The sequence below is a fragment of the Krasilnikovia sp. MM14-A1259 genome (genome assembly GCF_047159535.1).
Taxonomy (GTDB): domain Bacteria; phylum Actinomycetota; class Actinomycetes; order Mycobacteriales; family Micromonosporaceae; genus Actinoplanes.
Window position 1 is genome coordinate 1,057,610 of the sequence record NZ_BAAGAJ010000002.1, and the last position, 22,602, is coordinate 1,080,211.

The window sequence follows — 22,602 nt, forward strand, 5'->3', positions numbered from 1 at the left end:
CTCCACCCGCGGAATGCTAACCGCACCCGGTCACGGAACCGTCGCGGCCGGCGAACGCGCCCACCCTCACGACAGCGTGTCCAGCAGCCCGGCTGCCGCCCGCGGATGCTCCGTCGCCAGCAGCCCCGCCGCCGCCAGCACGTACGCCGAATCGACCGTGCGCCGCGCCCCGGCCGGCGCCGCCCACCCCCCGGCCGTGTCCCCCAGCACCGCATCCAGCACCGCCGGGCCACCGCCGTGCCGCAACACCCCGCCCGAACCCACCACCAGCCGCACGTCCCGCAGGTCCCGCCCGCCCGTACGCGGCAGCCCCGGCCCCGGCGCGTGCCCCCGCGCATGCCGGCGCAACGCCACCATCGCCGCCACCGCCGCCAAACCCCGATCCGTGGCCGTGTCGAACGGCGGCCCACCCGTGATGTCCGGCGCCTCCAGCTTCTCCACCGCCGCGGCCGCTACCACCCCCGCCGCGCCCGCACGCACCCCCAGGTCACCCTCGACCGTCCGCGAACGCCACAACGTGCCCGCCACATCCCGTCGCGGCCCCGACTCCGCCTCCGCATCCGGCAGCAACGCCGAATACACGTCCGTCGTCGCCCCGCCCACGTCCACCACCAGCACCCCGGCACCGGTGCGGTCCGCCAGCAACTCCACCGCCGCCAGCACCGCATCCGGCGTCGCCGCCTGCACCAGCGACGCGAACCGGGCGCCCCGCGACAACCGCTTGCCGCCGATCACATGCTGGAGGAACATCTGCCGGATCGCCGCCCGCGCCGGCCCCGGATCCAGCACCCCGATCCGCGGCAACACGTTGCCCGTCACGGTCACCGGCACACCGCGCGCCGACAGCACCACGGCCGCCTCCTCGCGCGCGTCCGCGTTGCCCGCCACCACCACCGGCACCCGCACCCGGGAAGTCGCCAACCGGCCCGCGTTGTGCAACAGCACCGACGCGTCACCGCCGTCGGTGCCACCCACCAGCAGGATCACGTCCGGGCGGGCCGCACGCAGCGCCGCCACCGCACGCCCGTCCAACGGCCCGGCCGCCACATGCACCACCTGCGCACCCGCCGACAACCCCACGCGGTGCCCGGCCTCCGCCGTGACCAGCGACTCGTACCCGACCACCGCCAGGCGCAGCCCGCCACCGGCCGACGAACACACGTACAACGGCGCATCCGCACCCAGCTGCGCCACGGCCGCGTCCAGGCCGACCAGCACATCCGAATCCGCGGTCGTCGGCACCTCCACCCGACGCACCAGCGTGCCCGAGTCCACATCCACCAGACACGCCTTCGTGTACGTCGACCCCACGTCGACGCAGACCGCCCCCGTACTCACGCCTTCGCGGGAACGACCACGGTGCCCGTCGCCGTCACCGCCACGATCGGCTCCGCCAGCACCCGCGCACCCGAACCACCCGTGCCCCGGCACACCACCGTCGACGCGAACTCGATCGTCCGCGACCGGGTACCCATCCGGGTCACCGTCGCGGTCACCTCCAACACGTCACCCGCCTGCACCGGCGCCTTGAACTGCACATCCGAGTACGACGCGAACAACCCCTCGTCCCCGTCCAGCTGGATGCACACCTCCGTCGCCACATCCCCGAACAACCCCAGCGAATACGCCCCATCCACCAGATTCCCGGCGTAGTGAGCGTGCGCGTACGGGACATACCGGCGGTGCACCACAGTGATCACTGGGCGGTCTCCTTCTCCTTGCGCGACAACAGGGCATGCACGAGATACGACGCCACCTCACCGGGCGTCGTGCCCCGGCCGAAAATCCGGTCGACGCCCAGCTCATCCGTCATCAACTCGTCGAAACGCGGCCCACCCACGATCAGCAACGGCCGTTTCCCCGCCGGCAACGCCTCCCGGAACGCCGCCGACATCGCCCGCGTGTTGTGCAGATGCGCATCCCGCTGCGTCACCACCTGCGACACCAGCACCGCATCCGCCTTGTTGGCCCGCGCCGTCTCCACCAGATCCGGCACGCTCACCTGCGCACCCATGTTCGTCACCGACAGTTCCCGGTAGTACTCCAGGCCCTTCTCCCCCGCGATCCCCTTGACATTGAGGATCGCGTCGATGCCCACCGTGTGCGCATCCGTACCGATGCACGCGCCCACCACGTTCAGGCGCCGCCGCAGCCGCCGCTTGATCGTCGCGTTGACCTCCTTGGCGGACAGCAACGGGAAGTCACGCTCCACCACCTGCACCTTCTCGGTGTCCACCAGGTGATGCACCCGCCCATACACGACGAAGAACGTGAACCCGTCACCCATCTGCTTCGCGTGCACCAGCAGCGCCGGATCCATGCCCATCTTGTTCGCCAACTGAATCGCGGCGCCCTCGGCCCGCTTGTCGTGCGGGATCGGCAGCGTGAACGACAACTGCACCATCCCGTCACCGGTCGTGTCCCCATACGGCCGGATGATCGTCACCGCCGGGCCCCCTTGCCCTCGGAAACCGGCGCGGACTCCAGCGCCTCGGTCACCGGGTTGTAGTAGTCGTCCTCGTGCTTCGCCACCCCGTCCAGGCCCTTACCCCGGTCCGCGGGCCGCTTCATGATCCCGAAAGTGCCGTCCGCGATCGCGTTCAACAACGTGTCGTCCACGATCTCCTCCAGCAGCTCCACCGCCTCCGCGAGAACCTGCCGGCCCCGCTGCTGAATGAACCCGCCCGGCGCCGGCACGAAATCCTCATGCAGATTCCCGGCACCGTTCAGCACGTACCGCACGTTCTGCAACGCGATGTCGCGGTCGGACAGCCACGGCGTCACCACCGCCTCGGTCATCATCCCCACCAGCAGAATCCCCTGCCCGGTCAGCGCACCCACCAGATTGAAGAAACCGTCCAGCAAATTGCCGCGGAACACGTCACCGGTCATGTGCTTGGTCGGCGGCATCCACTTCAACGGCGCATCCGGGAACAACTCCCGCGCCAGCAACGCATGCGCCAGCTCCATCCGGAACGAATCCGGCAGATCCGGATTGATCTCGAACGCGTGCCCCAGCCCCAGCTGCCAGTTCTCCAGACCCGCCTCATGCGCGAAGAACTCGTTCAACAACTGCGACACCGTCACCGTGTGCGCCGCCTCCACCGCATCCGCGGTGGTCAGATAGTTGTCCTCACCGGTGTTGATGATGATCCCGGCCCGCGCATGCACCTGCCGGCTGAACCGCTGGTCCACGAACGTCCGGATCGGATTGATGTCGCGGAACAGGATCCCGTACATCGAATCGTTGAGCATCATGTCCAGCCGTTCCATCCCGGCCAAAGCCGCGATCTCCGGCATACACAACCCGCTCGCATAATTTGTCAACCGCACATACCGGCCCAGCTCCCGCGACGTCTCATCCAACGCCGCCCGCATCAACCGGAAATTCTCCTGCGTCGCATACGTGCCCGCGAAACCCTCCCGGGTCGCCCCCTCCGGCACATAGTCCAGCAACGACTGACCCGTCGACCGGATCACCGCGATCACATCCGCACCCGCCCGCGCCGCCGCCTGCGCCTGCGGAATGTCCTCGTAGATGTCACCGGTCGCCACAATCAGATAAATCCACGGCCGCTGCTTCGGATCCCCGAACCGCCGCACCAGCCGATCCCGCTCCACGCGACGCTTGTCGATCAACTTCACCCCGGCACCGGTCGCCCGCTTCGCCGCCCGCCGCGCCGCACCCACCGCGGCCTTCGTCTCCGGAACGGCGAACCGCACCGACCCCGCAGCCGCCTTCTGCGCCAGCACCGTCACATCGTCGATGCCCTCAGCGGCCAGGGCATGGAACACGGGAACCGCCACCCCGTGCCCCAACCCCACATCCGCGACCACCGCGTCCACCAGCCGGTTCACCCACGGAATCCCATCGGAATCCGCCCCGTGCACCCCGGCCAGCCGCAGCACCGCACGCTCCACCGACACCGTCGTGTGCGAACGCGCCAGATCCACCACCGGCTGCCCCGCCCGCGCCGCCAGCGCACGCGCCCGGCGCACCACCCGCGGATCCAGCTTCAACTTCCCGGCCACGCCCGTACTCCTTGTCTCACCCCGCCACATTGCGGGGCACGCCCGTCAACCTTCGAAGATCGTCTCGCCGCGCAACACCGTGCGCCGGCACACCGGCCGCGCCGGCACCACACCCTCGGCGTCCGCCAGCACCGCCGGCAGACCACCGTCCACCCCACCCGGGGTGTCCCACACCGCGAACGTCGCCGCCGCACCCGGCACCAGCACCCCCGCGTCATCCACCCCGGCCGCCCGCCACCCGCCCCGGGTACTGGCCGCGAACGCCGAACGCACCCCCATCCGGAACACCGGATTACGCGGCGCCGCCGCAGCCGCCACCATCGCCCACGGATCCGGCACCGTCACCGGCGCATCCGACCCGAACGCCAACGCCACCCCCGTCGCATGCATCGCCCCGATCGGATTCGACGCCATCGCCCGCGCCACCCCCAACCGCTGCGCATACATCCGATCCGGGCCACCCCACAACGCATCGAACGACGGCTGCACACTCGCCACCAGACCGAACTCCACGAACCGGGCGATCATCGCCTTGTCCGCCAGCTCCACGTGCTCCACCCGATGGCGGCCCTCCCGCAACCGGTCCACCCCGACCTGCTTCGCCGCCAGCGCGAAACCGTCCAACACCGCCTCGATCGCCGCATCCCCGATCGCATGGAACCCCGCCTGCACCCCCACCCGCACACAATCCAGGATGTGCTCCCCGGCCTGCTCCGCGGAGACAAACGCCTCACCACACCCCGGCCCATCCACGTACGGCGCCCGCAACGACGCCGTCCGCGACCCCAACGCACCATCCGCGTACAGATCACCCGCCGCCCCCAGCGCACCCAACTCCCGCGCCCGCGCAGCTCCGCCCAACTCACCCCAATACCCGAACACCAGCGGCAACCCGGCACCCGACAACGCCAGCACCGACAAGAAATCCGCCTCACTGGACGTGCCCGGCCCACCACACTCGTGCACCGCCGCCACCCCCCGCGACGCCGCCTGCACCAACGCAGCCCGCTGCGCCGCCGAACGCTGCGCCGCACTCAACGACCCCAACGCCACCGCCCGCACCGCGTGATGCGCCTGCTCCCGCACCCACCCGGACGGGTCGAACCCAGCCACACCCTGCGCCAACACCAACAACGCCGACGAACACAACGCCGAATGCACCGACGCCTGCGACAGATACACCCGCCGCCCACCCGCGGCCCGATCCAGCTCCGCCGCCGACGGCGGAACCTGCTCCGCCCACGTCGACTCGTCCCAGCCATGCCCGTGCACCACCGCATCACCCGGACGCGACCCCGCGAACACCGCCACCGCATCCAGCAACTCACCCGCCGAACGCACCCCGGACAAGTCCAGACCGCCCGCCACCAGCCCCGTGTCCGTGGCGTGCTGATGCGCATCCACGAACGCCGGCGTCACCAGCGCCCCGCCCAACTCCACCGTCACGTCCGCCACCGGAGCCTGCTCCGCCGCACCCAGCCACACGACCCGGCCATCACGCACCAACATCGCCGTGGCCCGCGGCTCCGCCGCCGAATAGAACCTGCCGTTGACATACCGCACCGAGGGGGAATCAGTCATGGATGTCAGTGTCCCGCGACCCGCGCCTCGAACAAGGCACGGACCGCCGGGGTACGCCGCACCAGATCCACCGCAAACTCCGCATGACCCGGCACGTACCCGTTGCCCACCAGCATCGTCACGTCCGCCGCCAGCCCCTCCGCGCCCAACGCCGCCGCCGAGAAACTCGTCGCCATCGAGAAGAAGATCACCGTGCCGCCGTTCGCCGTGGCCAAGATCGCCCCGTGCTCACAACCCGGCACGTCCACGCACACCACGGTCACCGTCGCCGGGCCACCCAGCGCCTGCGCCACCGCCGACGACACCGCCACCGGATTCCGCGCGTCCGCGATCGCCACCTCGTCCGCCAGACCGGCCTCCGAAAGCGTCGCCCGCTCCGCCTCCGACACGACCACCCCGACCGTACGGGCACCCGCCAGCCGCGCCGCCGTCAACGCCAGCGACCCGCTCTTACCCGCCCCACCCAGCACCGCCACCGTCACCGGGCCACTCGCCGCATGCCCCCGCACCACCCGGTCGGTCAACGCCGGAGCGCCACACACGTCGAACACCGCCAACGCCAGCTCCCCGGGCATGTCGTCGGGCAGCACCGCCACCACGGAACGCCCGAACAAAATCGCGTGCCCCTGCGCCGGCACCTGCTCACTGCGCCCGTCCCAGGACGCCAGCCCGTCCGTGATCGCCAACGGGGTCAGAGTCAGCGACACCAACGTCGCCACCCGGTCACCCACCTTCACCGGTAACTGCGACTCCGGACCCACCTCGTCGACCGTGCCGATCAGCATCCCGCCCGAACCGGTCACCGGGTTGTGCATCTTCCCGCGCGTACCGACGATCTCCAGCACCTCGGCCCGGACCGCCGACCCGTCACCGCCGTGCTTTTCCGCCAGCTGCCGGAAGCTCGCCGCGTCCAGATTCAGCCGCTCCACCCGGATACGCACCTCATCGGCGCCCAGCTCCGGGCGGGGATCCAGCCGCCACGCCGCCTGGGGCAGCACACCGGCCGGCTCGACAACCCGCGACAAACCCACTGGAAACGACATTCCCACCACCCTCACCTGAAACAAACCCGCTGGAAGACTGCACTACCGTAAATCCTACGGACCGACGGTTTCTAGACCGAAGATTCTCCAGTATGGTCGAGCCGTCCGAACACCCGACCCAGGAGGACCCGTTGACTCAGCTCCCCACGGGCGCTGCCACCCCCAACACCGGGCAGCCCTACGAGTACCAGCGCCGCACCCTGGTCGAACCGGACTGGACCCGCTTCCCCGGCTGGCGCGACGTCACCGCCGCCCAGTGGGAAAACGCCCAATGGCAGCGCGTCAACTGCGTCAAGAACATCAAGCAGCTGCGCGCGGTCATGGGCGACCTGCTCGACGAGCGCTTCTACACCGACCTCGAAACCGACATGACGCGCCTGGCCACCATGTCCATGCTGGTGCCGCCGCAGATGCTCAACACCATGGTGCCGGACAAGACCCCCGACACGGAGTCGTTCTACGCCGACCCCATCCGGCGCTACATGATCCCCGTCGCCACCGACCGGCACCTCGACTGGCCGTCACACCCCCACGCCACCCGTGACTCCCTGCACGAGCACGACATGTGGGTCGCCGAGGGCCTCACCCACCGCTACCCCACCAAGGTCCTGGCCGAGCTGCTCTCCACCTGCCCCCAGTACTGCGGCCACTGCACCCGCATGGACCTGGTCGGCAACAGCACCCCCACGGTCGACAAGCTCAAGCTCACCCTCAAGCCCGTCGACCGCTACGACGCCCACCTCGCCTACCTCAAGGCCCACCCCGGCGTCCGTGACGTGGTCGTCTCCGGCGGCGACGTCGCCAACGTGCCCTGGAAGCAGCTCGAGACCTACCTCATGGGCCTGCTGTCCGTGCCCACCGTCCGCGACATCCGGCTCGCCACCAAGGCCCTCATGGGCCTGCCCCAGCACTGGCTGCAGTCCGACGTCGTCGAGGGCCTGCACCGCGTCGCGATCACCGCGGAACGCCGCGGCGTCAACCTCGCGGTGCACACCCACGTCAACCACGTCAACTCGCTGACCCCGCTGGTCGCCCAGGCCGCCCGTACGCTGATCGAGATCGGCGTCCGCGACGTGCGCAACCAGGGCGTGCTCATGCGCGGCGTCAACGCCACCACCGAGGACCTGCTCGACCTGTGCTTCGGGCTGCAGGGCGAGGCCGGCATCCTGCCGTACTACTTCTACATGTGCGACATGATCCCCAACGCGGAGCACTGGCGCGTCCCGGTCTGGTACGCCCAGCAGCTGCAGCACGACATGATGGGCTACCTCCCCGGCTACGCCACCCCGCGGATCGTCTGCGACGTGCCGTTCGTCGGCAAGCGCTGGGTGCACATGGTCGCCGAGTACGACCGCGAGCACGGCATCTCGTACTGGACCAAGAACTACCGGACCTCGATCGAGGCCGAGGACTCCGAGGCACTCAGCAAGCTGTACGCGTACTACGACCCGATCGACACGCTGCCCGAATCCGGCCAGCAGTGGTGGCGTAAGCAGCAGGAGGACGGCACCCCGACCGCCTGAGGTGAGCGCACGACGAACGGCCCCCGGGAATCCCGGGGGCCGTTCGTCGTCAGCGGGGCCTAGCTGAACGCGTCCCGCACATCCCGGCCAGCATCCTTCACGTGCTCGCCGGCCTGCTTCGCGTGCGCGGCACTCTCCTGAGCCTGGCCCTCCGCCTGCAGGCGCTCGTTGTCCGTGGCGTCACCGATCCCCTGCTTCGCCTTGCCGGTGAGCTCCTCGGCCTTGTTCTTCATCTTGTCGGTGGCGCTCATCGTCGACCTCCAGTGGCGACTCGAACGGAAATTGGTGCCTTTCGAGGAGATTCAGTGCCCGAAGGGCTCCGACTTGAAACCGGGACCGGATGAGCGGGGTGACCGGGGGCACTGCCCGTAACGGCGTCCTAGGATCCTGCGATAGGAGAATGATCGGCATGGACAGCCATGCCGATCATGAGTCGACCAGCTTCGGGCAGGCCGCCGCCACGTACGAGCGAGGACGGCCGCCCTATCCCGAGGCCGCCCTCGACTGGCTCCTGCCCACCGGGCAGCCGAACGTCCTCGACCTGGGCGCGGGCACCGGAAAGCTCACCCGCCAACTGCACGCCCGCCGCCTGCCGGTCACCGCGGTCGACCCGGCAGACGGCATGCTGTCCGAACTGCGCCGCGTCCTTCCCGAGATCCCGGCACACCACGGCAGCGCCGAACACATCCCCCTGCCCGACCGGGCCGTGGACGTCGTCGTCGTCGCCCAGGCCTGGCACTGGGTCGACCCGCACGCCGCCGTACCCGAGATCGCCCGGGTCCTCGCCCCCGGAGGCCGGCTCGGCCTGGTGTGGAATCTCCGCGACGAGACCGAGGACTGGGTGAGGAGCCTCGGCCAGATCATCCGCGCCCCCGAACAGAACCGGCCGCACGTCATCGGGCCGCCGTTCGGACCGGTCGAGACACACAGCGTGCCCTGGACCCACCGGTTGCGGTCGGAAACCCTGCTCGACCTGGTCGCCTCCCGCAGCGCGGTCATCCTCATGCCGGACGACGAGCGGCGTTCCCTGCTGGATCAGGTGCGCGATTTGCTCCGCACCCATCCGGCGCTGGCCGGGCGGGACACTGTCGAACTGCCGTACGTCACGTTCTGTGCCCGGGCGGACCTGCCGTGAACGGGATCGTCCCCGGGTGAGGGCGGGCACGACCCGTAGGTCGTCCTAGGAGGCTAGGTGGAAGGTGGGCCGCTGGGGGAGATCTTCGGCGGCCGGTTCTCGTACGGCGTGGACAGCACCACTGTGGTGCGCGTGGTGACGTTCGCCGCCGTACGGATCTCCTGCAGCAGCCGCTCCAGGTCTGCCGGGCTGGCCACCCGCACCAGCAGCAGGTAGAAGTCCTCCCCCGCCACCGAGTAACACGAGTCGATCTCCGCCAGGTGGGCCAGCCGCTCCGGCGCATCGTCCGGCTGCGACGGATCGAAGGGCCGGATCGCCACGAAGGCGGTCAATGGCAGGTCCAGCGCCTCGTACGACACGCGGGCCGTGTACCCGTCGATGACGCCGCGCTGCTCCAGCCGCCGCACACGCTGGTGCACCGCAGACACGCTCAGGCCCACCCGCTCGGCCAGGTCTGTGTAGGACAGCCGCCCGTCTACGGTCAGTGCCGCGACGATCGCTCGGTCGATCTCTTCCACGGCGTCAAGATACCGGTCGAAGCTGGAACGTCGGACGTCACCCGCGCGTCAGGGCCCGTCCGATCACGAGCCGCTGGATCTGGTTGGTGCCCTCGACGATCTGCATCACCTTGGCCTCGCGGAACCACCGCTCCACCGGATGATCAGCGACGAACCCGTACCCGCCGAGCACCTGCACCGCGTCCGTGGTCACGCGCATCGCGACGTCCGTGGCGAACAGCTTCGCCTTGGCCGCCTCCACCGAGTACGGCCGGCCCGCGTCCTTGAGCCGCGCCGCCGCCAACATCAGTGCCCGCGCCGCCGACACCTGGGTGGCCATGTCCGCCAGCATGAAGCTCAGCCCCTGGAAATGCGCGATCGGGCGGCCGAACTGCTCACGCTCGCGGGCGTACGAGGCCGCGTAGTCCACCGCCGCCTGGGCCAGCCCCACCGAGCAGGCCGCGATCCCCAGCCGTCCCGCGTCGAGGGCCTCCATCGCGATCCGGAAGCCGCCGTTCTCGACGCCGACGAGGCGGTCCGCAGGCACCCGGGCACCCTCCAGGACGATCTGCGCCGGCGGCGAGGAACGCAGGCCCATCGTCCGTTCCGGCTTCTGCGGCAGCAGGCCCGGGGTGTCCGAGTCGGCCAGCACGCAGGAGATGCCCGCGGCGCCCGGCCCGCCCGTACGGCAGAAGATGTTGTAGAAGTCCGCGTGGCCGCCGTGGGTGATCCACGCCTTGGTACCGGTCAGCACCCACTGATCGCCGTCGCGCTCCGCGCGGGTGGCCAGGCCCGCCGCATCGGAACCGCCGTGCGGCTCCGATAGGCAGTACGCGCCGAGCAGGTCGCCGCCCAGCATGTCCGGCAGCATCTTGCGCTGCCGTTCGCTGCCGTACGCGGCGACCGGGAAGCACGACAGGGTGTGCACGCTGACCGCCTCGGCGATCGCCGTCCAGGAGCCGGCCAGCACCTCAAGGACCTGCAGATACACCTCGTACGGCTGGGCGGCGCCGCCGTCGGCCTCCGGGTACGGCAGGCCCAGCAGCCCGGCGCGCCCCACCGTACGCAGCACGTCGCGCGGAAACTCGCCGCGCGCCTCGAAGTCGTCGACCCGGGGCGCCAGCTCGCCATCGGCGATCTCCTGGGCCAGCCCGAGCAGCTCGTACGCCTCGTCCGTGGGAAGTATGCGATCGACCGTCACGACCCTAGCTTAACGGTCGTTAGGCGCGGCGGTCGATCGCATCCGGCCTGCGCGTCACCGGCCGCCCGAACGGCCCGGGGAGCCTCAGCCCGGTGGCGGGCCTTCCACGTAGTGGTAGAACAGCTCCTCGCCGTCCGCGGCGTACGCCTCCAGATCCTTGGCGTCGGCGGCGGCGATCACCGCGACGACGTAGTGAAACTCGGTGTCGAGCAGCGGCACCGTGTGCAGCACCACCGGCCCGGACCCGTCCCGCGGCGGGGGGCTCAGCGTGGCGATCTCGCCGTACAGGACCGAGACGACCAGCATGCGGTCGGTGCCGGGGAACGCGACGCGCAGCAGCGACGGCGGCCCGATCTCCGCGCCGGCCGACGACGGCCGCGCGCCGTGCCAGAGCCGGTGCACGTCGCGGTCCCAGTGCTGGTCGCACATGCGCGCGCGGCGGGCACCGCCGACGCGGACCTGCAAGCAGGCGGTTCGCGCGTCGGCCCGCTGCACCAGGACACTCCACGAGGCGCCGCCGACGGTGCCCTGCTGGAGCACCTCGACCGGGGCGGCCGGCGGGAGCGGCCAGTACCAGAACGCGATGACCAGGGCCAACAGCGGCAGCAGGATGGCGTCGCGCAAGGTGAGCCGCCACCACGGCCGTGGCGGACCGTCGGCGGTGACGCCGGGCTCCGACTCAGACAAGGGGCACCTCCCGGCCGGCGGCGTCGAACATCTGCTGCCGGACGAACACACGGCGGCCCTCGGTCTGCGCCATGTCGACCGGGTACGCGACGCCGCTCAGGTGCAGCAGCACCACGGGGTGGTCGATGCCGGGAACGCGGCGGGCGTCCGCCTCGAGCGCGTGCCCGCCGGGCAACGTGGACCGGACCCGCACCACCTGGTCCGGCACGATGCCGAACTGCACCACCTCGGTCGCGCTGCGCTGGGCGGCGTCGACCGCGTAGTAGTCCATCAGCTGCGGTGCCCAGCCGTCCGCACCCACCGGCATGAGCGCCGGGCAGTACGTCACCCGCTCCCGGCGGCTGCGCTGCAACTCCAGGCAGCCGTCGTCGGCACGCAGCTTCATCGGGCGGCCGTCCTCCTGATACTCCAGCAGGACGGTGCTGGTCATGTCGTGGTAGATGGCGGGCACGATCAGGGCGGCGATGAACACCGCGAGTGCGGCCCCGGGGAGCCGTACCTGGTCGAGCACCGACCCGAGCCACCGCAGGAACTGCCGCAGCCGCGCCGCACGCTCGTCCGCGGCTGCGGTCGGCCCGGCGTCCTCACCGGTCAAAGATCTTGACACGGGTCGATGTTAACGATGTCGTGCCAGCGCCCCGAGGGCGCAGGCTCAGGCCGGCGTCTGCGTCTCTGCCTCGGCGAGGAACCGCTGCGCCAGCTCGGCGAACTCGTCGGCCCGCTCGATCTGGGGCATGTGCCCGGTGTCGGCGAACATGTGTGAACGCGCGTGCGGCAGCGCCGTACGCGCCGCGGCGAGCTGGGTGGCGGGCAGGATGAGGTCGCGGTCCCCCCACACGATCAGGGTGGGACGCGGATGCGCGGCCACCTGCCGCAGCAGCGTCGTGCGCCAGGCCGGCCGTACGCCGCGGAACGTGCCCAGGGCGCGGGCGGTCTCCAGGAACACCGGCACCCGGTCGGGCTGGGCGGCGACCCGCAGGGCGTGCGCGATACGCGCCTCGGTGGCGAACGCGCGGTCGTGGAACTGCTGGCGCTCGACGTGCCGGGCCGTACGGTGGTCGGTGCGGCTCAGCAGCACCTTGCCGAGCCCGGGCACGGCCAGCACCCGCAGCATGGTGGTGACGCCGCGGCCGAACCCGGCGCTGTTCACCAGCGCCAGCGTCGCCACCCGGGCGGGGTCTCGGGCCAGCATCTGCAACGCGACCGCGCCGCCGAGCGAGTTGCCCATCAGGTGGATCGGCCGGTGCTCGCCGAGCTCGTCCAGCGTGGCGGCGACACCGTCGGCGAGCGTGGCCAGGGTGGTGGTCTCGGGCATCCGCTGGGACAGCCCGTAGCCGGGCAGGTCCACACTCAACACCCGCAGGTCGCCGGCGAAGCGGTCGTGCTGGGGAGCCCAGTCCTCCAGGCTGCGCCCGATGCCGTGCAACAGCACGACGGGACGGCCGGCCGGGTCGCCGGTCTCCCGGACGCGGATGCGGACCCCGCGGACGGTGACGAAGCTGGTGCCGGGGGCGTCGACGGTCGCGGTCATCGGGCGATCTCCTGTCCGGCCGTGGCCTGGCCGGCCGGGCGGGGGGCCCGGCGGGCGGCGGCCCGGACCGCCACCGCGGCGACCGCCTGGATGACCCGCATGTGGTGTGCCGGGGTGATGCGGGCCAGGATGTCGGGCAGTTTCGCGCTGGCACCGATGAGCACCCGCGCCCGGCGGCGCTGCACCCCGTCGAGGATCTGCTCGGCCGCCTTCTCCGGCGGGTAGGTCAGCAACGCCCCGAACGCCCGCTTGCCCTGCTCGGACTCCTCGGCGGACACGTTCACCCCGATCCTCGCGGACTCGGCGATCCGGGTGCGGATGCCGCCGGGATGCACCGTGGTCACGCCGATCCCCCGCTCGCGCAGCTCACTGCGCAGGACCTCGCTGAGCCCGCGCAGTGCGAACTTGCTGGAGCTGTACGCGGACTGCCCGGCCGGGGCGATCAGGCCGTACAGGCTGGAGACGTTGACCAGGTGGCTGCCCGGGGCGGCGGCCAGCGCGGGCAGCAGGTGGTGGGTGAGCACGAGCGGGGCGCTGAAGTTGACCGCCATCACCCACTCGAACTCCTCGAGGGTGAGCTGCTCGAACCGGCCGCCCAGCGCCACACCCGCGTTGTTGACGAGCAGGTGGATAGCGGGATGCTCGGCGCGGATGCGGTCGGCGGCGGCCACCGCGGCGGCCCGGTCGGCCAGGTCCACGACGTGCGCCTGCACCGTGATGCCGGGGTACGCGGTGCGCAGCGTCTCGGCGACCGCGTCGAGGCGCAGCGAGTCGCGGTCCAGCAGGACCAGGTTGCTGCCGCGGGTGGCCAGGCCGTGGGCGAGCTGCTCGCCGATGCCGCTGGCGGCGCCGGTGAGCACGGCGGTGCGCCCGGCGAAACGGTACGGGCTGAGGCGGGTCATGTGGCGATGTCCTCCAGCGTGGAGTCGGGCCTGGCGGCGGGAGCGGCGCGCCGGGTGAACCTCATGTCGCGGGTCAGGTCGGCGCGCGGCGTGGTGAACGCCTCGCGCAGGTGGTTCTGCCGCACGACCCACGGGTCACGCTCACCCTGGGACGGGAACCGGTGCACGTCGCGCCGCACGTAGCCGGACGTGAGGTCCAGCAGCGGGCGGCGGGCACCGCCGCGCGGCGCGACCGGGGTGGCGCTGGCGTACCCGTGCCGGTCCAGGTGGGTGAGCAGCCGGCAGACGAAGCGGGAGGACAGGTCGGCGCGCAGCGTCCAGGAGGCGTTGGTGTAGCCGATGCAGTAGGCGAAGTTCGGCACCCCGCCGAGCATCACGCCCCGGTAGGTCAGGCCCGCGCCGATGTCGACGGGATCGCCGTCGACCGTGAGCGTGATGCCGCCGATCGCCAGCAGCGACAGCCCGGTGGCGGACACGACGATGTCGGCTTCCAGCACCCGGCCCGACACCAGGCGGATCCCCTCGGGGACGAACCGGTCGATGTGGTCGGTGACCACGGACGCGCGGCCCTTGCGGACCTCCTCGAACAGGTCACCGTCGGGCACGATGCACAGCCGCTGGTCCCATGGCTGGTAGGTGGGGGTGAAGTGCTCGTCGACGTACGCGGGGTCGTCGAGGTGGCGCAGCGCGAAGCGGCGCAGGATCCGTCGGACCCGGTCCGGACGGCGGCGGGCGAGCTGGTAGAAACCCTGCGACAGCAGGATGTTCTTGGCCCGGGCGGCGCGGTGCGCGGCCCCGGCCGGCAGTACCCGGCGCAGGCCGTTGGCCACCACGTCCGTACCGGGCAGCGGGGTCAGGTACGACGGGGAGCGCTGCAGCATCGTCACGTGCGCGGCGGACGGGGCCATCGCCGGCACGATCGTGACCGCGGTCGCGCCGCTGCCGATGACCACGACCCGCTTGCCGGTGTGGTCGAGATCTTCCGGCCAGAACTGCGGGTGCACGAACCGGCCGGTGAAGGCGGACAGGCCGGGAAAGTCCGGCTCGTGGCCGTGCGCGTAGTTGTAGTAGCCGGCGCAGGCGTACAGGAAGTTGCACGTGTACGTCTGCGGCTGCGCGTCGTCGCCGGTGACCGCGTGGACGGTCCAGCGGGCCGTGTCCGAGGACCACTCGGCGGCCACGACGCGGGTGTGGAACCTGATGTGGCCGGTGATGCCCGCCTCGTCCGCGGTGTCGCGGATGTACTGGCGGATGCTGGGGCCCGAGGCCAGGCTCTCGCTGCCATGCCACGGCCGGAACGGATAGCTGAGCGTGTACATGTCCGAGTCGGAGCGCACGCCCGGGTACCGGAACAGGTCCCAGGTGCCGCCGATCGCGGCGCGGGCCTCGAGGATTGCGTACCGGATTCCGGGGCGTGCCTGCTGCAGCCGCCACGCCGCACCGATCCCGGACAGGCCGGCGCCGATGACGAGGACGTCGACGTGTTGCGTCACCACATCGGGCTCCTTCGATCCTGGGTTCCGCTCAGTCTCGGGCACCCGCCCGCGCGGAACTTGCCTTTGCGCGACACTCATTTAACCTTAGGCGACATGAAGTCGATGGTTCGCGCCGCCGGCCTGCGCGGGCTGCCCGAGCTCGTGGACGACCTCGGCGGCGACGGCGGCGCACTGCTGGCCCGGTTCCGGGTGGCCCGGGCCGCCCTCGACAGCGACGACACGGTGATCGGCGCCGCCACGGCCGATCGGATGCTGGAGACCGCGGCCGCCGAACTGTCCTGTCCCGACCTGGGCCTGCGGCTGGCCGGGCAGCAGGACGTGACCGTGCTGGGACCGCTCGCGGTCGCGATCGAGAACTCCCCCACGTTCGGCGACGCACTCGACTGCGCGTCGCGCTACCTGTTCGTGCACAGCCCCGCCCTGGCGGTCTCCCAGGTCCCCGACCCCGCCGGCCAGCCCGGCGTGATCGGCCTGCGGTACGCCGGCACCGACCCGGAACACCTGCCACCGCAGGCACTCGACCTGGGCGTGGGCCTGTTCCACCGGATCATCGTGCTGCTGCACGGCGGCCCGTACGGGCTGCGCTCGGTGCACCTGCCGCACCCGCCGCTCGCGCCGGTGGCCCGCTACACCGGGTTCTTCGGCGCCGACGTGCGTTTCGGCAAGCCCGCCGCGGTCCTGCGGGTGCCCGCGCACCTGGCCGCGACCCCGGTGCCCGGCGGCGACCAGGTGCTGCGCGACATCGCCCTGGACTACCTCACCCACCACTTCCCCGCCCCGGACCAGACCGTCAGCGCCCGGGTGCAGCACCTGCTGGCCCAGTCGCTGGGCACCGCCGGAGTCGACATCGCGACGATCGCCCGGTCGATGCAGACCCACCCGCGCACCCTGCAGCGGCGCCTGGCCGTGGAGGGCTCCACGTTCGCCGGGCTGCTCGACGACGTACGGCGCAGCGCCGCGTACCAGCTCATCGCGCGCACGGACCTGCCGCTGTCGCAGGTGACCGCGATGGTCAGCCTGACCGAGCAGTCCGCGCTGAGCCGGGCCGCCCGGCGCTGGTTCGGGATGACCCCGCGTGAGCTGCGCCGCTCCCGGCCCCGCAAAACGACCTCAGGTTTTCTTCAAGAACGCCCGGCCCCGGGCGATAACTGAGATCACCTTGTTCCCGTCGCGGAGGTGTTGTCATGTCGGTCGGTGCCATCGGATCCACGCCGTTCGCGGTCGTCGCGGCCGGCCAGCAACGTGACCCGTACCAGCAACAGGCCCAGGTCAACGCCCAGGCCGACCTGCTGCAGGCGGTGCTGAGCACGAACAACCTGCCGATGAGGATGGTGCAGGCCACGCTCAGCGACGGTCAGGGCGTCGACCTGTACATGTGACGGCCGTGGGGCGCCAGAACGCGCAGGCGGCCGCGGTGCCCGCCAGCGCCGCGACCGCCAGCAGCCATCCGGCCACCACGTCGCTGCTCCAGTGCACGCCGAGCGCGACCCGGCTCACCCCGGTGACGGCTGCGAGCGTGACCGCCGCGGTGCACAGCAGCGCCCGCCGCACCGGCCGCCCCCGCGTGGCCGGCAGCAGGACGACCAGAAAAACCCCGGCTGCGAGCCCGGCGGTGAGCGCGTGCCCGGACGGGAACGCGTACCCGCCGGCATGCGCCACCGGGTGGGGCAGGTCGGGACGGCGACGCTGGGCGAGCAGCTTGAGCAACCCCCCGAGCAGCCCCCCGGCTGTCATCGTGACGGCCACCCACAGCGCCGCGCGGCGGCGCCCGCGTGCCAGCAGCCATACCGCGAGCAGGGCGGTCGCGGCGCGCAGCGGGTTCGGCGCGAACGCCGCGCTGACCCCGGCCATCAGACGTACCCAGCCCGGGTGCCCGGCAGCGTAGGTGTGCAGCGCGCCGGTGACCGACACGTCGGCGGACCGCAGCGGCCCCCACCCGCCGACCACCAGCGCCGCGAGCACCGCGAACGGGCCCAAGGCCAGGAACGCCGCCACGCCGGCCAGGGTGAGCCGCAGCCCGTCGGAGGCGTCCCGGTCGAACCGGCGCGCCCGCCAGGACGGCGGGGCCGGCGACGCAGATGCGGGCATGCACCAACCATTACCCGGCCCGGCGGGCCGGAACGAAATATCGAGGGTTCCCTCCACCTGCGAGAACGCTGTCCGCCTGGAGCCGTGGCGGCAGCACCGGCGGAGCACGGTGATCCATCCGTCCGCGTGGTCCGTACTCTGCGGGTGAGCGTGGCGGGCCGCCGCGCCCCGCCGCACGCCAGGAGAATCCGTGGACAGTTCCGCCCCGACCGGCCCCGGCCCGGGTGAGCCCGCGCCCACCTCGACCGTCGAGCGTCCGGCGGAGGTCGCGGCGGACACGGCCGCGGCGGCGGGACGGTCCGACGGCGGCGCGGCGGACGACGAGGGGCCGCGGATCATCGCGGCGCCACCCAAGCCGCGGCGCATCGTCGTGCTGCTCGGCGGCGCCCTGGCTCTGGCCCTGCTGGTCGGCAGCGCGGTCGTGCTCGCGGCGCTGACCAGCAACACCGAACCCGACCTGCCCCCTATCGCGGTCGGTCCCGGCGATCCCCCGGCGTCGCCGGCCACGGCCACGGCCGCCGCCCCGACCACGACGCCGGCCACGCCCTCCGCCACCGCCTCACCCTCCGCCACCACCGCCCCGGCCCGCGCGGCCCGGCTCGAACTGCTCGACTCCACGACCTCCCTCCGGATCCGGGCCGGCGACACCGGGCGCGACCTGGTGCGCGTCCGCGGCGGGCAGGCCCGTACCGACGCCACGGGCACCGCAGTGCGGCTGGCGCCCGACCCCGGCGTCGCGGCGGTGGAGGTCACGCTCAACGCCGAGGTCCGGTGGACGGTACGGACCACCTCCGGGATCACCGAGGGCGTGCTCGACCTGAGTGCGGCGCGCGTGTCCGCGGTCGACCTGGCCGGCGGCGCGGCCCGCGTCGAGCTGACCCTGCCCCGCCCGAACGGCACCCTGCCGATCCGCATCGGCGCGGGCGTCAACGAGCTGCGCGTGCACGCCCCGGCTGCAGTGCCGCTGCGCATTCGGGCGGGCGGCGGCGCGAACCGCATCGTCATCGACGGGCGGACCGTCGACGGTGTGCCCCGCGGCGAGGCGGTCAGCACGACCGACTTCGCGGCGGCCGGGAACCGGGTGGACATCGACGCGGCGGCGGGCCTGGGCACCGTCACGGTCGACCGCGCGGGCTGACCCGCGCTTCAGCACCGTACGTGCATCACCCGGTCCTGCCGTGACCTGACGCATCGTCGTCCCGCCGGGCCCTCTCCCGCGGCCGTCCCGGTCCCGTCGCCTGCTGACCGGACCCGCGGAAACCGCGGTGGCGCAGCGCTCCGTGATGTCGCACGTTGGTGATCCCGGTAACTCGGCACCAAATTTCCTGCAGGTTCGTACCGTTACATGTTCCTTAATCCGATCCTGCACGGTTTGCTCGGTTACTGGCGGGTAACCCTAAACCGGTGTGGAACCCGTGAGGGGCCGGGACCGGTGGGACTTCTGTGCACCCTCCCACCGGCCGGGTCATCGCAATGCCGCAATCACTCTTCGTAGTCGCCTTTCGGAGCAGGTTGACGTTGCGTAGTGGTTTGCTAGATTTGGTGCATAAGCCAGCTACGCGGCTTTACACCAGATTCGATAAGCTCCCAGGGAATTCAGATGACCCCCTCCGCGCGCCAGGCCGCCACTTTCGGTGATGGCTTGCCGTCACGTGAGGTGATGCAGATGGCTTCGCCGGAGCTCGCGCTCCCCCACCCGAAAGGCTCCCCCGTGCTCGAGTTCAAGGACCTCGCCCCGTCCATCACCCGCCAGCGGCTGGTCGTCGAGGGGTACCCGACATTCGTGATCACCGATGAGCACATCAAGGAGTACCTGCAGAAGCTCTCGGTCGTGACCGACATGATCACGCTCATCGAGCCGGTCACCCACATCAGCGACCTGTACGGCTGGGCCGGCTGGATCCACTGGGAGACCTCCGGCGCGCACTTCTACTCGTGGGAGCGCCCGATCCAGTTCTTCAGCGTCGACATCTACACCTGCAAGGCCTTCGACCCCGAGGCCGTCATCGAGTTCACCCGGGAGTACTTCCGCACCACCGAGATCGTGGCCAAGGAGTTCTGAGCCGTGCCGACGACCACCGAAGCCCGCTACGACCTCGACCACGCCGAGGTGCAGCGCCGTGTCGCCGCGTTCCTCGCCGCCCACCCGGGCCGCACCGGCCGGTTCATCTCCGCGGTCGTCGGCAACGACCACCCGCTGGCCAACGTCGGCCGCACGGTCGAACGGCTGATCTTCGAGGAGGCGTTCGGCAACGACGTGTCCGTGATGGTCGCCGAGTACCGACGGTACGAGGACCGCAGCCTGTTCTTCGTCATCATCGACGGCGACGAAGGCGTCCCGGCGGGCGCCGGGCGGATCATCGAGGGCACCGGCATCGGCCTGAAGACCGTCGATGACGCCCCGGCACACATCGGCGTCGACGCCGAGGCCATCCTCGCCGCACACGGCATGACCGGCGCGAAGGCGTGGGACTACACCACGGTCGCGGTGCTGCCGCAGTACCGCGGCGGCCAGTCGCAGCTCACGGTCAGCTCCCTGATGCACCGCACGTTCCTGGTCGCCGGTGCACGCGCCGGGGTCCGGCACGTGGTGACCATGCTGGACCGCCGCGCGTACCGCAACATGGCGATGCTCGGCATCAACCTGCAGCCGCTGGCCGGCTCCGGCCCGTTCGCGTACCTCGGATCGGCGGAGAACCGCGCCACCTACTGCGACTTCCCCGGGCTCGCCGAGGACATCGCGGCCCGCGGCGAGCGCCTGCTCGGGACGCGGCCGATCGGCGACGACGCGGGCGCGCAGGCGCTGTTCGACGAGCCCATCCGGCTGATCGCCGCCCGGGCCTGCGAGCAGGTCGGCACCGGCAGGGGAATCGACGAGCACATCATCTTCGTGGACTGATCAGTCCGATCGCGACGACGCCGCCGTGCTCAGCCGAGCACGGCGGCGCGTTCGCGTGATCAGTGCGGCGAGCGGGTCGGCTCGTCGCGCGAACCGTACGCGGTCAGGAACCGGTCGCGGAAGTCGCTCATCTTCCACACCGGCGCGGACGGGCCCGGGTTGAGTCCGGTGCTCCATCCCCAGCCCGCGATGCGGTCGAGCACCGCCGGGTCCTTGGCGACGATGGTGACCGGCACGTCGTGGCTGGCGCCGTGGCCGCTGACCAGTGAAATCGGCTGATGGTCGCCGAAGATGACCAGCACCAGGTCCTTGTCGCCGTACCGCTGGGCCCACGACACGAGGCTGCCCACCGAGTACTTGATCGACCGGGCGTACTCGGTGCGCACCTGCTTCGAGTTCTGCCACAGCACGGAACGCTCCTCGCCGCGCTCGGCCATCGGGCCGTAGATCGTGCCGTCGCCGACCGCGTTCCAGTCGACCATGTCCGGGACCGGCGTCCACGGCTCGTGGCTGGAGGTGAGCGTGACCTCGGCCATCATCGGGGCGTGCCGGCGGCCGTACACCTGCTGCTGGAAGGAGGCCAGCGTGAACTGGTCCGGCATCCGGGACCAGCCGAAACGGGGGCCGCGGTAGCCGAGGTTACGGGAGTCCCAGACCTCGTCGTACCCGTAGAACTTGGCCTCCGGCCAGGCGACCGTGTTGCCGGGCTCGACGCCGACGGTACGCCAGCCCGCCCGCTGGAACGCGTTGGTCAGGGTGAGCCGCTTGGTGGAGACGAGCTGCCGGTACCGCCCCTGGTTGTTGATCCACAGGCCGGACTGGAACGACGCGTGCGCAAGCCAGCTTCCCCCGCCGTACGTCGATGAGGTGAGGTAGCCGCTGCGGGCGGCGAAACCCGCCGCCGCGAGCTGCCGGTCGCCGTCGGCGAGCGCAGGCCCGACGATGCCGGCCATCAGCGGGTCGGACAGCGCGGACCGGCCGTAGCTCTCCACCACCCCGACCACGACGTCCTTGCCGCGCAGCCCGGCGAGCAGCTCGCTGGGCGGCGTGTTCGCGAACGCGTCGACCTTGGCCTCGGCGGCGAACGCGGCGCGGTCGTGCAGCGCGGCGGGCACCGTGACCACGGCCCGTTTGGCCAGCTCCGCAGTGCTGTCGGAGGCGACCGGCGAAGCCGGGAACAGCTCCGTGCCGGTCAGGGCGAACACCATCCACGCGGCGAGCAGGGCGGTGGTCGTCACCCGCGCCCGGTTGCGGTGCCGGGCGGCGAGCCGGGACAGCCGCAGGACCGCCAGGGTGAGCCCGGCGAGCAGGCCGACGGCGGCGAGCACCGCAGCGACCGCAGCGCCGATCGCGCCGGTGCGGCCCGAGGTCTCAGCCAGCGCCCGGTAGCCGTCACCGAACAGCGGCCAGTCCAGCACAAGGTTGAAGCGGCGCCCGAGCACCGCCAGGAAGCCGATGTTGGCCAGCTTCAGGACCGTGAGCACGCCGAGACCGGCACCGATGACGGCCGCCAAGGGCCGTCGCGCCCGCTGCGGGGCCGCGATCAGCAACGCGGCCCCGAGGATGCCCTCGATCGGGATGCGCAGGAACGCGCCCGGCAACCACACGTCCGGGCGGTGCCGCAGAATCCCCTCCGGCACGACCAGGGCGAGAAACACCAGCACCGCCGCGGCCACCGTGAGCGAGCGGCCGGCGACGGTGCGCCACGGGCGCGTGGCCGGCGAAGCCTCGGGGGTCGCGTGTTCCTGGTCGAGCCGGGGACGAAGGCGCGTGAGCAGCGACAACCCGAAGATCCTTTGTCCGGCGCACGGAAAGTTCCGCGCGGAGCGGGCGATGCGGTGGCGCCCGGAGCGGCGCACGTCCGGTGATACGTCTTCTGCACGAATTCGGTTCACCGCGCGTGCCCGCTTCGTGCCCGCACGAACTCGGGGGCGGCCGCGACAGGCAGGCGAGACCGGCGTACCCGACAGTAAGATCCCCATCCGCC

General features: G+C 71.5%; 23 protein-coding genes. 7 read left to right on the forward strand and 16 right to left on the reverse strand.

Going from position 1 to position 22,602, the window contains the following annotated elements; translation table 11 throughout:
* Positions 1 to 66 precede the first annotated feature (66 nt).
* From ACMCNK_RS04510 to ACMCNK_RS04535, 6 genes are read right to left on the reverse strand one after another with little or no spacing between them, the layout of a single operon-like run.
* Positions 67 to 1,338 carry a glutamate mutase L gene (locus tag ACMCNK_RS04510; protein WP_412735119.1) on the reverse strand — a complete coding sequence of 424 codons (1,272 nt, stop codon included), beginning with the start codon at positions 1,336 to 1,338 and terminating at the stop codon, positions 67 to 69.
* Complete coding sequence (locus ACMCNK_RS04515) at positions 1,335 to 1,700, reverse strand: hotdog domain-containing protein (protein ID WP_412735120.1); 366 nt, start codon at positions 1,698 to 1,700, stop codon at positions 1,335 to 1,337. The genes ACMCNK_RS04510 and ACMCNK_RS04515 overlap by 4 nt, the downstream gene beginning before the upstream one ends.
* Positions 1,697 to 2,446, reverse strand: coding sequence for an OAM dimerization domain-containing protein (locus tag ACMCNK_RS04520; RefSeq protein ID WP_412735121.1), 750 nt, complete (start codon positions 2,444 to 2,446; stop codon positions 1,697 to 1,699). Before ACMCNK_RS04520 ends, ACMCNK_RS04515 begins: the two co-directional genes overlap by 4 nt.
* Positions 2,443 to 4,032 carry a lysine 5,6-aminomutase subunit alpha gene (locus ACMCNK_RS04525; protein ID WP_412735122.1) on the reverse strand — a complete coding sequence of 530 codons (1,590 nt, stop codon included), beginning with the start codon at positions 4,030 to 4,032 and terminating at the stop codon, positions 2,443 to 2,445. Before ACMCNK_RS04525 ends, ACMCNK_RS04520 begins: the two co-directional genes overlap by 4 nt.
* A gap of 45 nt (positions 4,033 to 4,077) precedes the next feature.
* A complete protein-coding gene (locus ACMCNK_RS04530; protein WP_412735123.1) occupies positions 4,078 to 5,613 on the reverse strand; it encodes an amidohydrolase in 1,536 nt (511 codons plus the stop codon).
* A 5-nt stretch (positions 5,614 to 5,618) separates the two neighbouring features.
* Positions 5,619 to 6,656, reverse strand: coding sequence for an L-erythro-3,5-diaminohexanoate dehydrogenase (locus ACMCNK_RS04535; RefSeq protein ID WP_412735124.1), 1,038 nt, complete (start codon positions 6,654 to 6,656; stop codon positions 5,619 to 5,621).
* 92 nt (positions 6,657 to 6,748) lie between these two features.
* Here ACMCNK_RS04535 and ACMCNK_RS04540 point away from each other — a divergent pair, with 92 nt between their 5' ends.
* Positions 6,749 to 8,179 (forward strand): KamA family radical SAM protein, encoded by a 1,431-nt coding sequence (locus ACMCNK_RS04540; RefSeq protein WP_412735125.1) that lies wholly within the window; start codon positions 6,749 to 6,751, stop codon positions 8,177 to 8,179.
* Positions 8,180 to 8,238: 59 nt separating this feature from the next.
* Here the strand turns inward: ACMCNK_RS04540 and ACMCNK_RS04545 are convergent, their stop codons facing one another.
* Positions 8,239 to 8,430 (reverse strand): CsbD family protein, encoded by a 192-nt coding sequence (locus ACMCNK_RS04545; protein ID WP_412735126.1) that lies wholly within the window; start codon positions 8,428 to 8,430, stop codon positions 8,239 to 8,241.
* Positions 8,431 to 8,588: 158 nt separating this feature from the next.
* Between ACMCNK_RS04545 and ACMCNK_RS04550 the strand changes: the two genes are divergently transcribed.
* Positions 8,589 to 9,314, forward strand: a complete 726-nt coding sequence (locus ACMCNK_RS04550) for a class I SAM-dependent methyltransferase (RefSeq protein ID WP_412735127.1) — start codon at positions 8,589 to 8,591, stop codon at positions 9,312 to 9,314.
* A gap of 53 nt (positions 9,315 to 9,367) precedes the next feature.
* Here ACMCNK_RS04550 and ACMCNK_RS04555 read toward each other — a convergent pair whose 3' ends face one another.
* The 7 genes from ACMCNK_RS04555 to ACMCNK_RS04585 all read right to left on the reverse strand — a co-directional run bounded on the left by ACMCNK_RS04555 (position 9,368) and on the right by ACMCNK_RS04585 (position 15,625).
* On the reverse strand, positions 9,368 to 9,832 hold the full coding sequence (locus ACMCNK_RS04555) for an Lrp/AsnC family transcriptional regulator (RefSeq protein WP_412735128.1): 465 nt from the start codon (positions 9,830 to 9,832) through the stop codon (positions 9,368 to 9,370).
* A 37-nt stretch (positions 9,833 to 9,869) separates the two neighbouring features.
* The gene (locus ACMCNK_RS04560; RefSeq protein WP_412735129.1) at positions 9,870 to 11,012 is read right to left on the reverse strand and encodes an acyl-CoA dehydrogenase family protein; all 1,143 of its coding nucleotides are present in this window, start codon (positions 11,010 to 11,012) and stop codon (positions 9,870 to 9,872) included.
* An 84-nt stretch (positions 11,013 to 11,096) separates the two neighbouring features.
* A complete protein-coding gene (locus ACMCNK_RS04565; protein WP_412735130.1) occupies positions 11,097 to 11,699 on the reverse strand; it encodes a hypothetical protein in 603 nt (200 codons plus the stop codon).
* Complete coding sequence (locus tag ACMCNK_RS04570) at positions 11,692 to 12,306, reverse strand: hypothetical protein (RefSeq protein ID WP_412735131.1); 615 nt, start codon at positions 12,304 to 12,306, stop codon at positions 11,692 to 11,694. Before ACMCNK_RS04570 ends, ACMCNK_RS04565 begins: the two co-directional genes overlap by 8 nt.
* A gap of 45 nt (positions 12,307 to 12,351) precedes the next feature.
* Positions 12,352 to 13,230: an alpha/beta fold hydrolase gene (locus tag ACMCNK_RS04575; protein WP_412735132.1), complete on the reverse strand. Its 879-nt coding sequence runs from the start codon at positions 13,228 to 13,230 to the stop codon at positions 12,352 to 12,354.
* Positions 13,227 to 14,132, reverse strand: coding sequence for an SDR family NAD(P)-dependent oxidoreductase (locus ACMCNK_RS04580; RefSeq protein ID WP_412735133.1), 906 nt, complete (start codon positions 14,130 to 14,132; stop codon positions 13,227 to 13,229). Before ACMCNK_RS04580 ends, ACMCNK_RS04575 begins: the two co-directional genes overlap by 4 nt.
* Positions 14,129 to 15,625 (reverse strand): flavin-containing monooxygenase, encoded by a 1,497-nt coding sequence (locus ACMCNK_RS04585; protein WP_412740749.1) that lies wholly within the window; start codon positions 15,623 to 15,625, stop codon positions 14,129 to 14,131. Before ACMCNK_RS04585 ends, ACMCNK_RS04580 begins: the two co-directional genes overlap by 4 nt.
* Before the next feature lie 96 nt (positions 15,626 to 15,721).
* Here ACMCNK_RS04585 and ACMCNK_RS04590 point away from each other — a divergent pair, with 96 nt between their 5' ends.
* Both ACMCNK_RS04590 and ACMCNK_RS04595 read left to right on the forward strand, forming a co-directional pair.
* Positions 15,722 to 16,780: an AraC family transcriptional regulator gene (locus ACMCNK_RS04590; RefSeq protein WP_412735134.1), complete on the forward strand. Its 1,059-nt coding sequence runs from the start codon at positions 15,722 to 15,724 to the stop codon at positions 16,778 to 16,780.
* A 32-nt stretch (positions 16,781 to 16,812) separates the two neighbouring features.
* The gene (locus tag ACMCNK_RS04595) at positions 16,813 to 17,007 is read left to right on the forward strand and encodes a hypothetical protein (protein ID WP_412735135.1); all 195 of its coding nucleotides are present in this window, start codon (positions 16,813 to 16,815) and stop codon (positions 17,005 to 17,007) included.
* Here ACMCNK_RS04595 and ACMCNK_RS04600 read toward each other — a convergent pair.
* Positions 16,973 to 17,716, reverse strand: coding sequence for a phosphatase PAP2 family protein (locus tag ACMCNK_RS04600; RefSeq protein WP_412735136.1), 744 nt, complete (start codon positions 17,714 to 17,716; stop codon positions 16,973 to 16,975). The two genes, ACMCNK_RS04595 and ACMCNK_RS04600, sit on opposite strands and share 35 nt — an antisense overlap.
* A gap of 190 nt (positions 17,717 to 17,906) precedes the next feature.
* Between ACMCNK_RS04600 and ACMCNK_RS04605 the strand changes: the two genes are divergently transcribed.
* The 3 genes from ACMCNK_RS04605 (at position 17,907) to ACMCNK_RS04615 (ending at position 20,615) form a co-directional block, all read left to right on the forward strand.
* Positions 17,907 to 18,854, forward strand: coding sequence for a hypothetical protein (locus tag ACMCNK_RS04605; protein ID WP_412735137.1), 948 nt, complete (start codon positions 17,907 to 17,909; stop codon positions 18,852 to 18,854).
* A gap of 528 nt (positions 18,855 to 19,382) precedes the next feature.
* Complete coding sequence (locus ACMCNK_RS04610) at positions 19,383 to 19,778, forward strand: S-adenosylmethionine decarboxylase (RefSeq protein ID WP_412735138.1); 396 nt, start codon at positions 19,383 to 19,385, stop codon at positions 19,776 to 19,778.
* A 3-nt stretch (positions 19,779 to 19,781) separates the two neighbouring features.
* On the forward strand, positions 19,782 to 20,615 hold the full coding sequence (locus tag ACMCNK_RS04615; protein ID WP_412735139.1) for a hypothetical protein: 834 nt from the start codon (positions 19,782 to 19,784) through the stop codon (positions 20,613 to 20,615).
* Positions 20,616 to 20,674: 59 nt separating this feature from the next.
* Here the strand turns inward: ACMCNK_RS04615 and ACMCNK_RS04620 are convergent, their stop codons facing one another.
* The gene (locus ACMCNK_RS04620; protein ID WP_412735140.1) at positions 20,675 to 22,399 is read right to left on the reverse strand and encodes a sulfatase-like hydrolase/transferase; all 1,725 of its coding nucleotides are present in this window, start codon (positions 22,397 to 22,399) and stop codon (positions 20,675 to 20,677) included.
* Between the last annotated feature and the right edge of the window lie 203 nt (positions 22,400 to 22,602).

Bases quoted from the DNA above. Each gene is read 5' to 3' on its own strand.
- ACMCNK_RS04580 (WP_412735133.1), bottom strand. From the start codon at position 14,132: ATGACCCGCCTCAGCCCGTACCGTTTCGCCGGGCGCACCGCCGTGCTC.
- ACMCNK_RS04600 (WP_412735136.1), bottom strand. From the start codon at position 17,716: ATGCCCGCATCTGCGTCGCCGGCCCCGCCGTCCTGGCGGGCGCGCCGG.
- ACMCNK_RS04595 (WP_412735135.1), top strand. From the start codon at position 16,813: ATGTCGGTCGGTGCCATCGGATCCACGCCGTTCGCGGTCGTCGCGGCC.
- ACMCNK_RS04540 (WP_412735125.1), top strand. From the start codon at position 6,749: ATGGTCGAGCCGTCCGAACACCCGACCCAGGAGGACCCGTTGACTCAG.
- ACMCNK_RS04575 (WP_412735132.1), bottom strand. From the start codon at position 13,230: ATGACCGCGACCGTCGACGCCCCCGGCACCAGCTTCGTCACCGTCCGC.
- ACMCNK_RS04545 (WP_412735126.1), bottom strand. From the start codon at position 8,430: ATGAGCGCCACCGACAAGATGAAGAACAAGGCCGAGGAGCTCACCGGC.
- ACMCNK_RS04535 (WP_412735124.1), bottom strand. From the start codon at position 6,656: ATGTCGTTTCCAGTGGGTTTGTCGCGGGTTGTCGAGCCGGCCGGTGTG.
- ACMCNK_RS04590 (WP_412735134.1), top strand. From the start codon at position 15,722: ATGAAGTCGATGGTTCGCGCCGCCGGCCTGCGCGGGCTGCCCGAGCTC.
- ACMCNK_RS04610 (WP_412735138.1), top strand. From the start codon at position 19,383: ATGGCTTCGCCGGAGCTCGCGCTCCCCCACCCGAAAGGCTCCCCCGTG.
- ACMCNK_RS04550 (WP_412735127.1), top strand. From the start codon at position 8,589: ATGGACAGCCATGCCGATCATGAGTCGACCAGCTTCGGGCAGGCCGCC.
- ACMCNK_RS04530 (WP_412735123.1), bottom strand. From the start codon at position 5,613: ATGACTGATTCCCCCTCGGTGCGGTATGTCAACGGCAGGTTCTATTCG.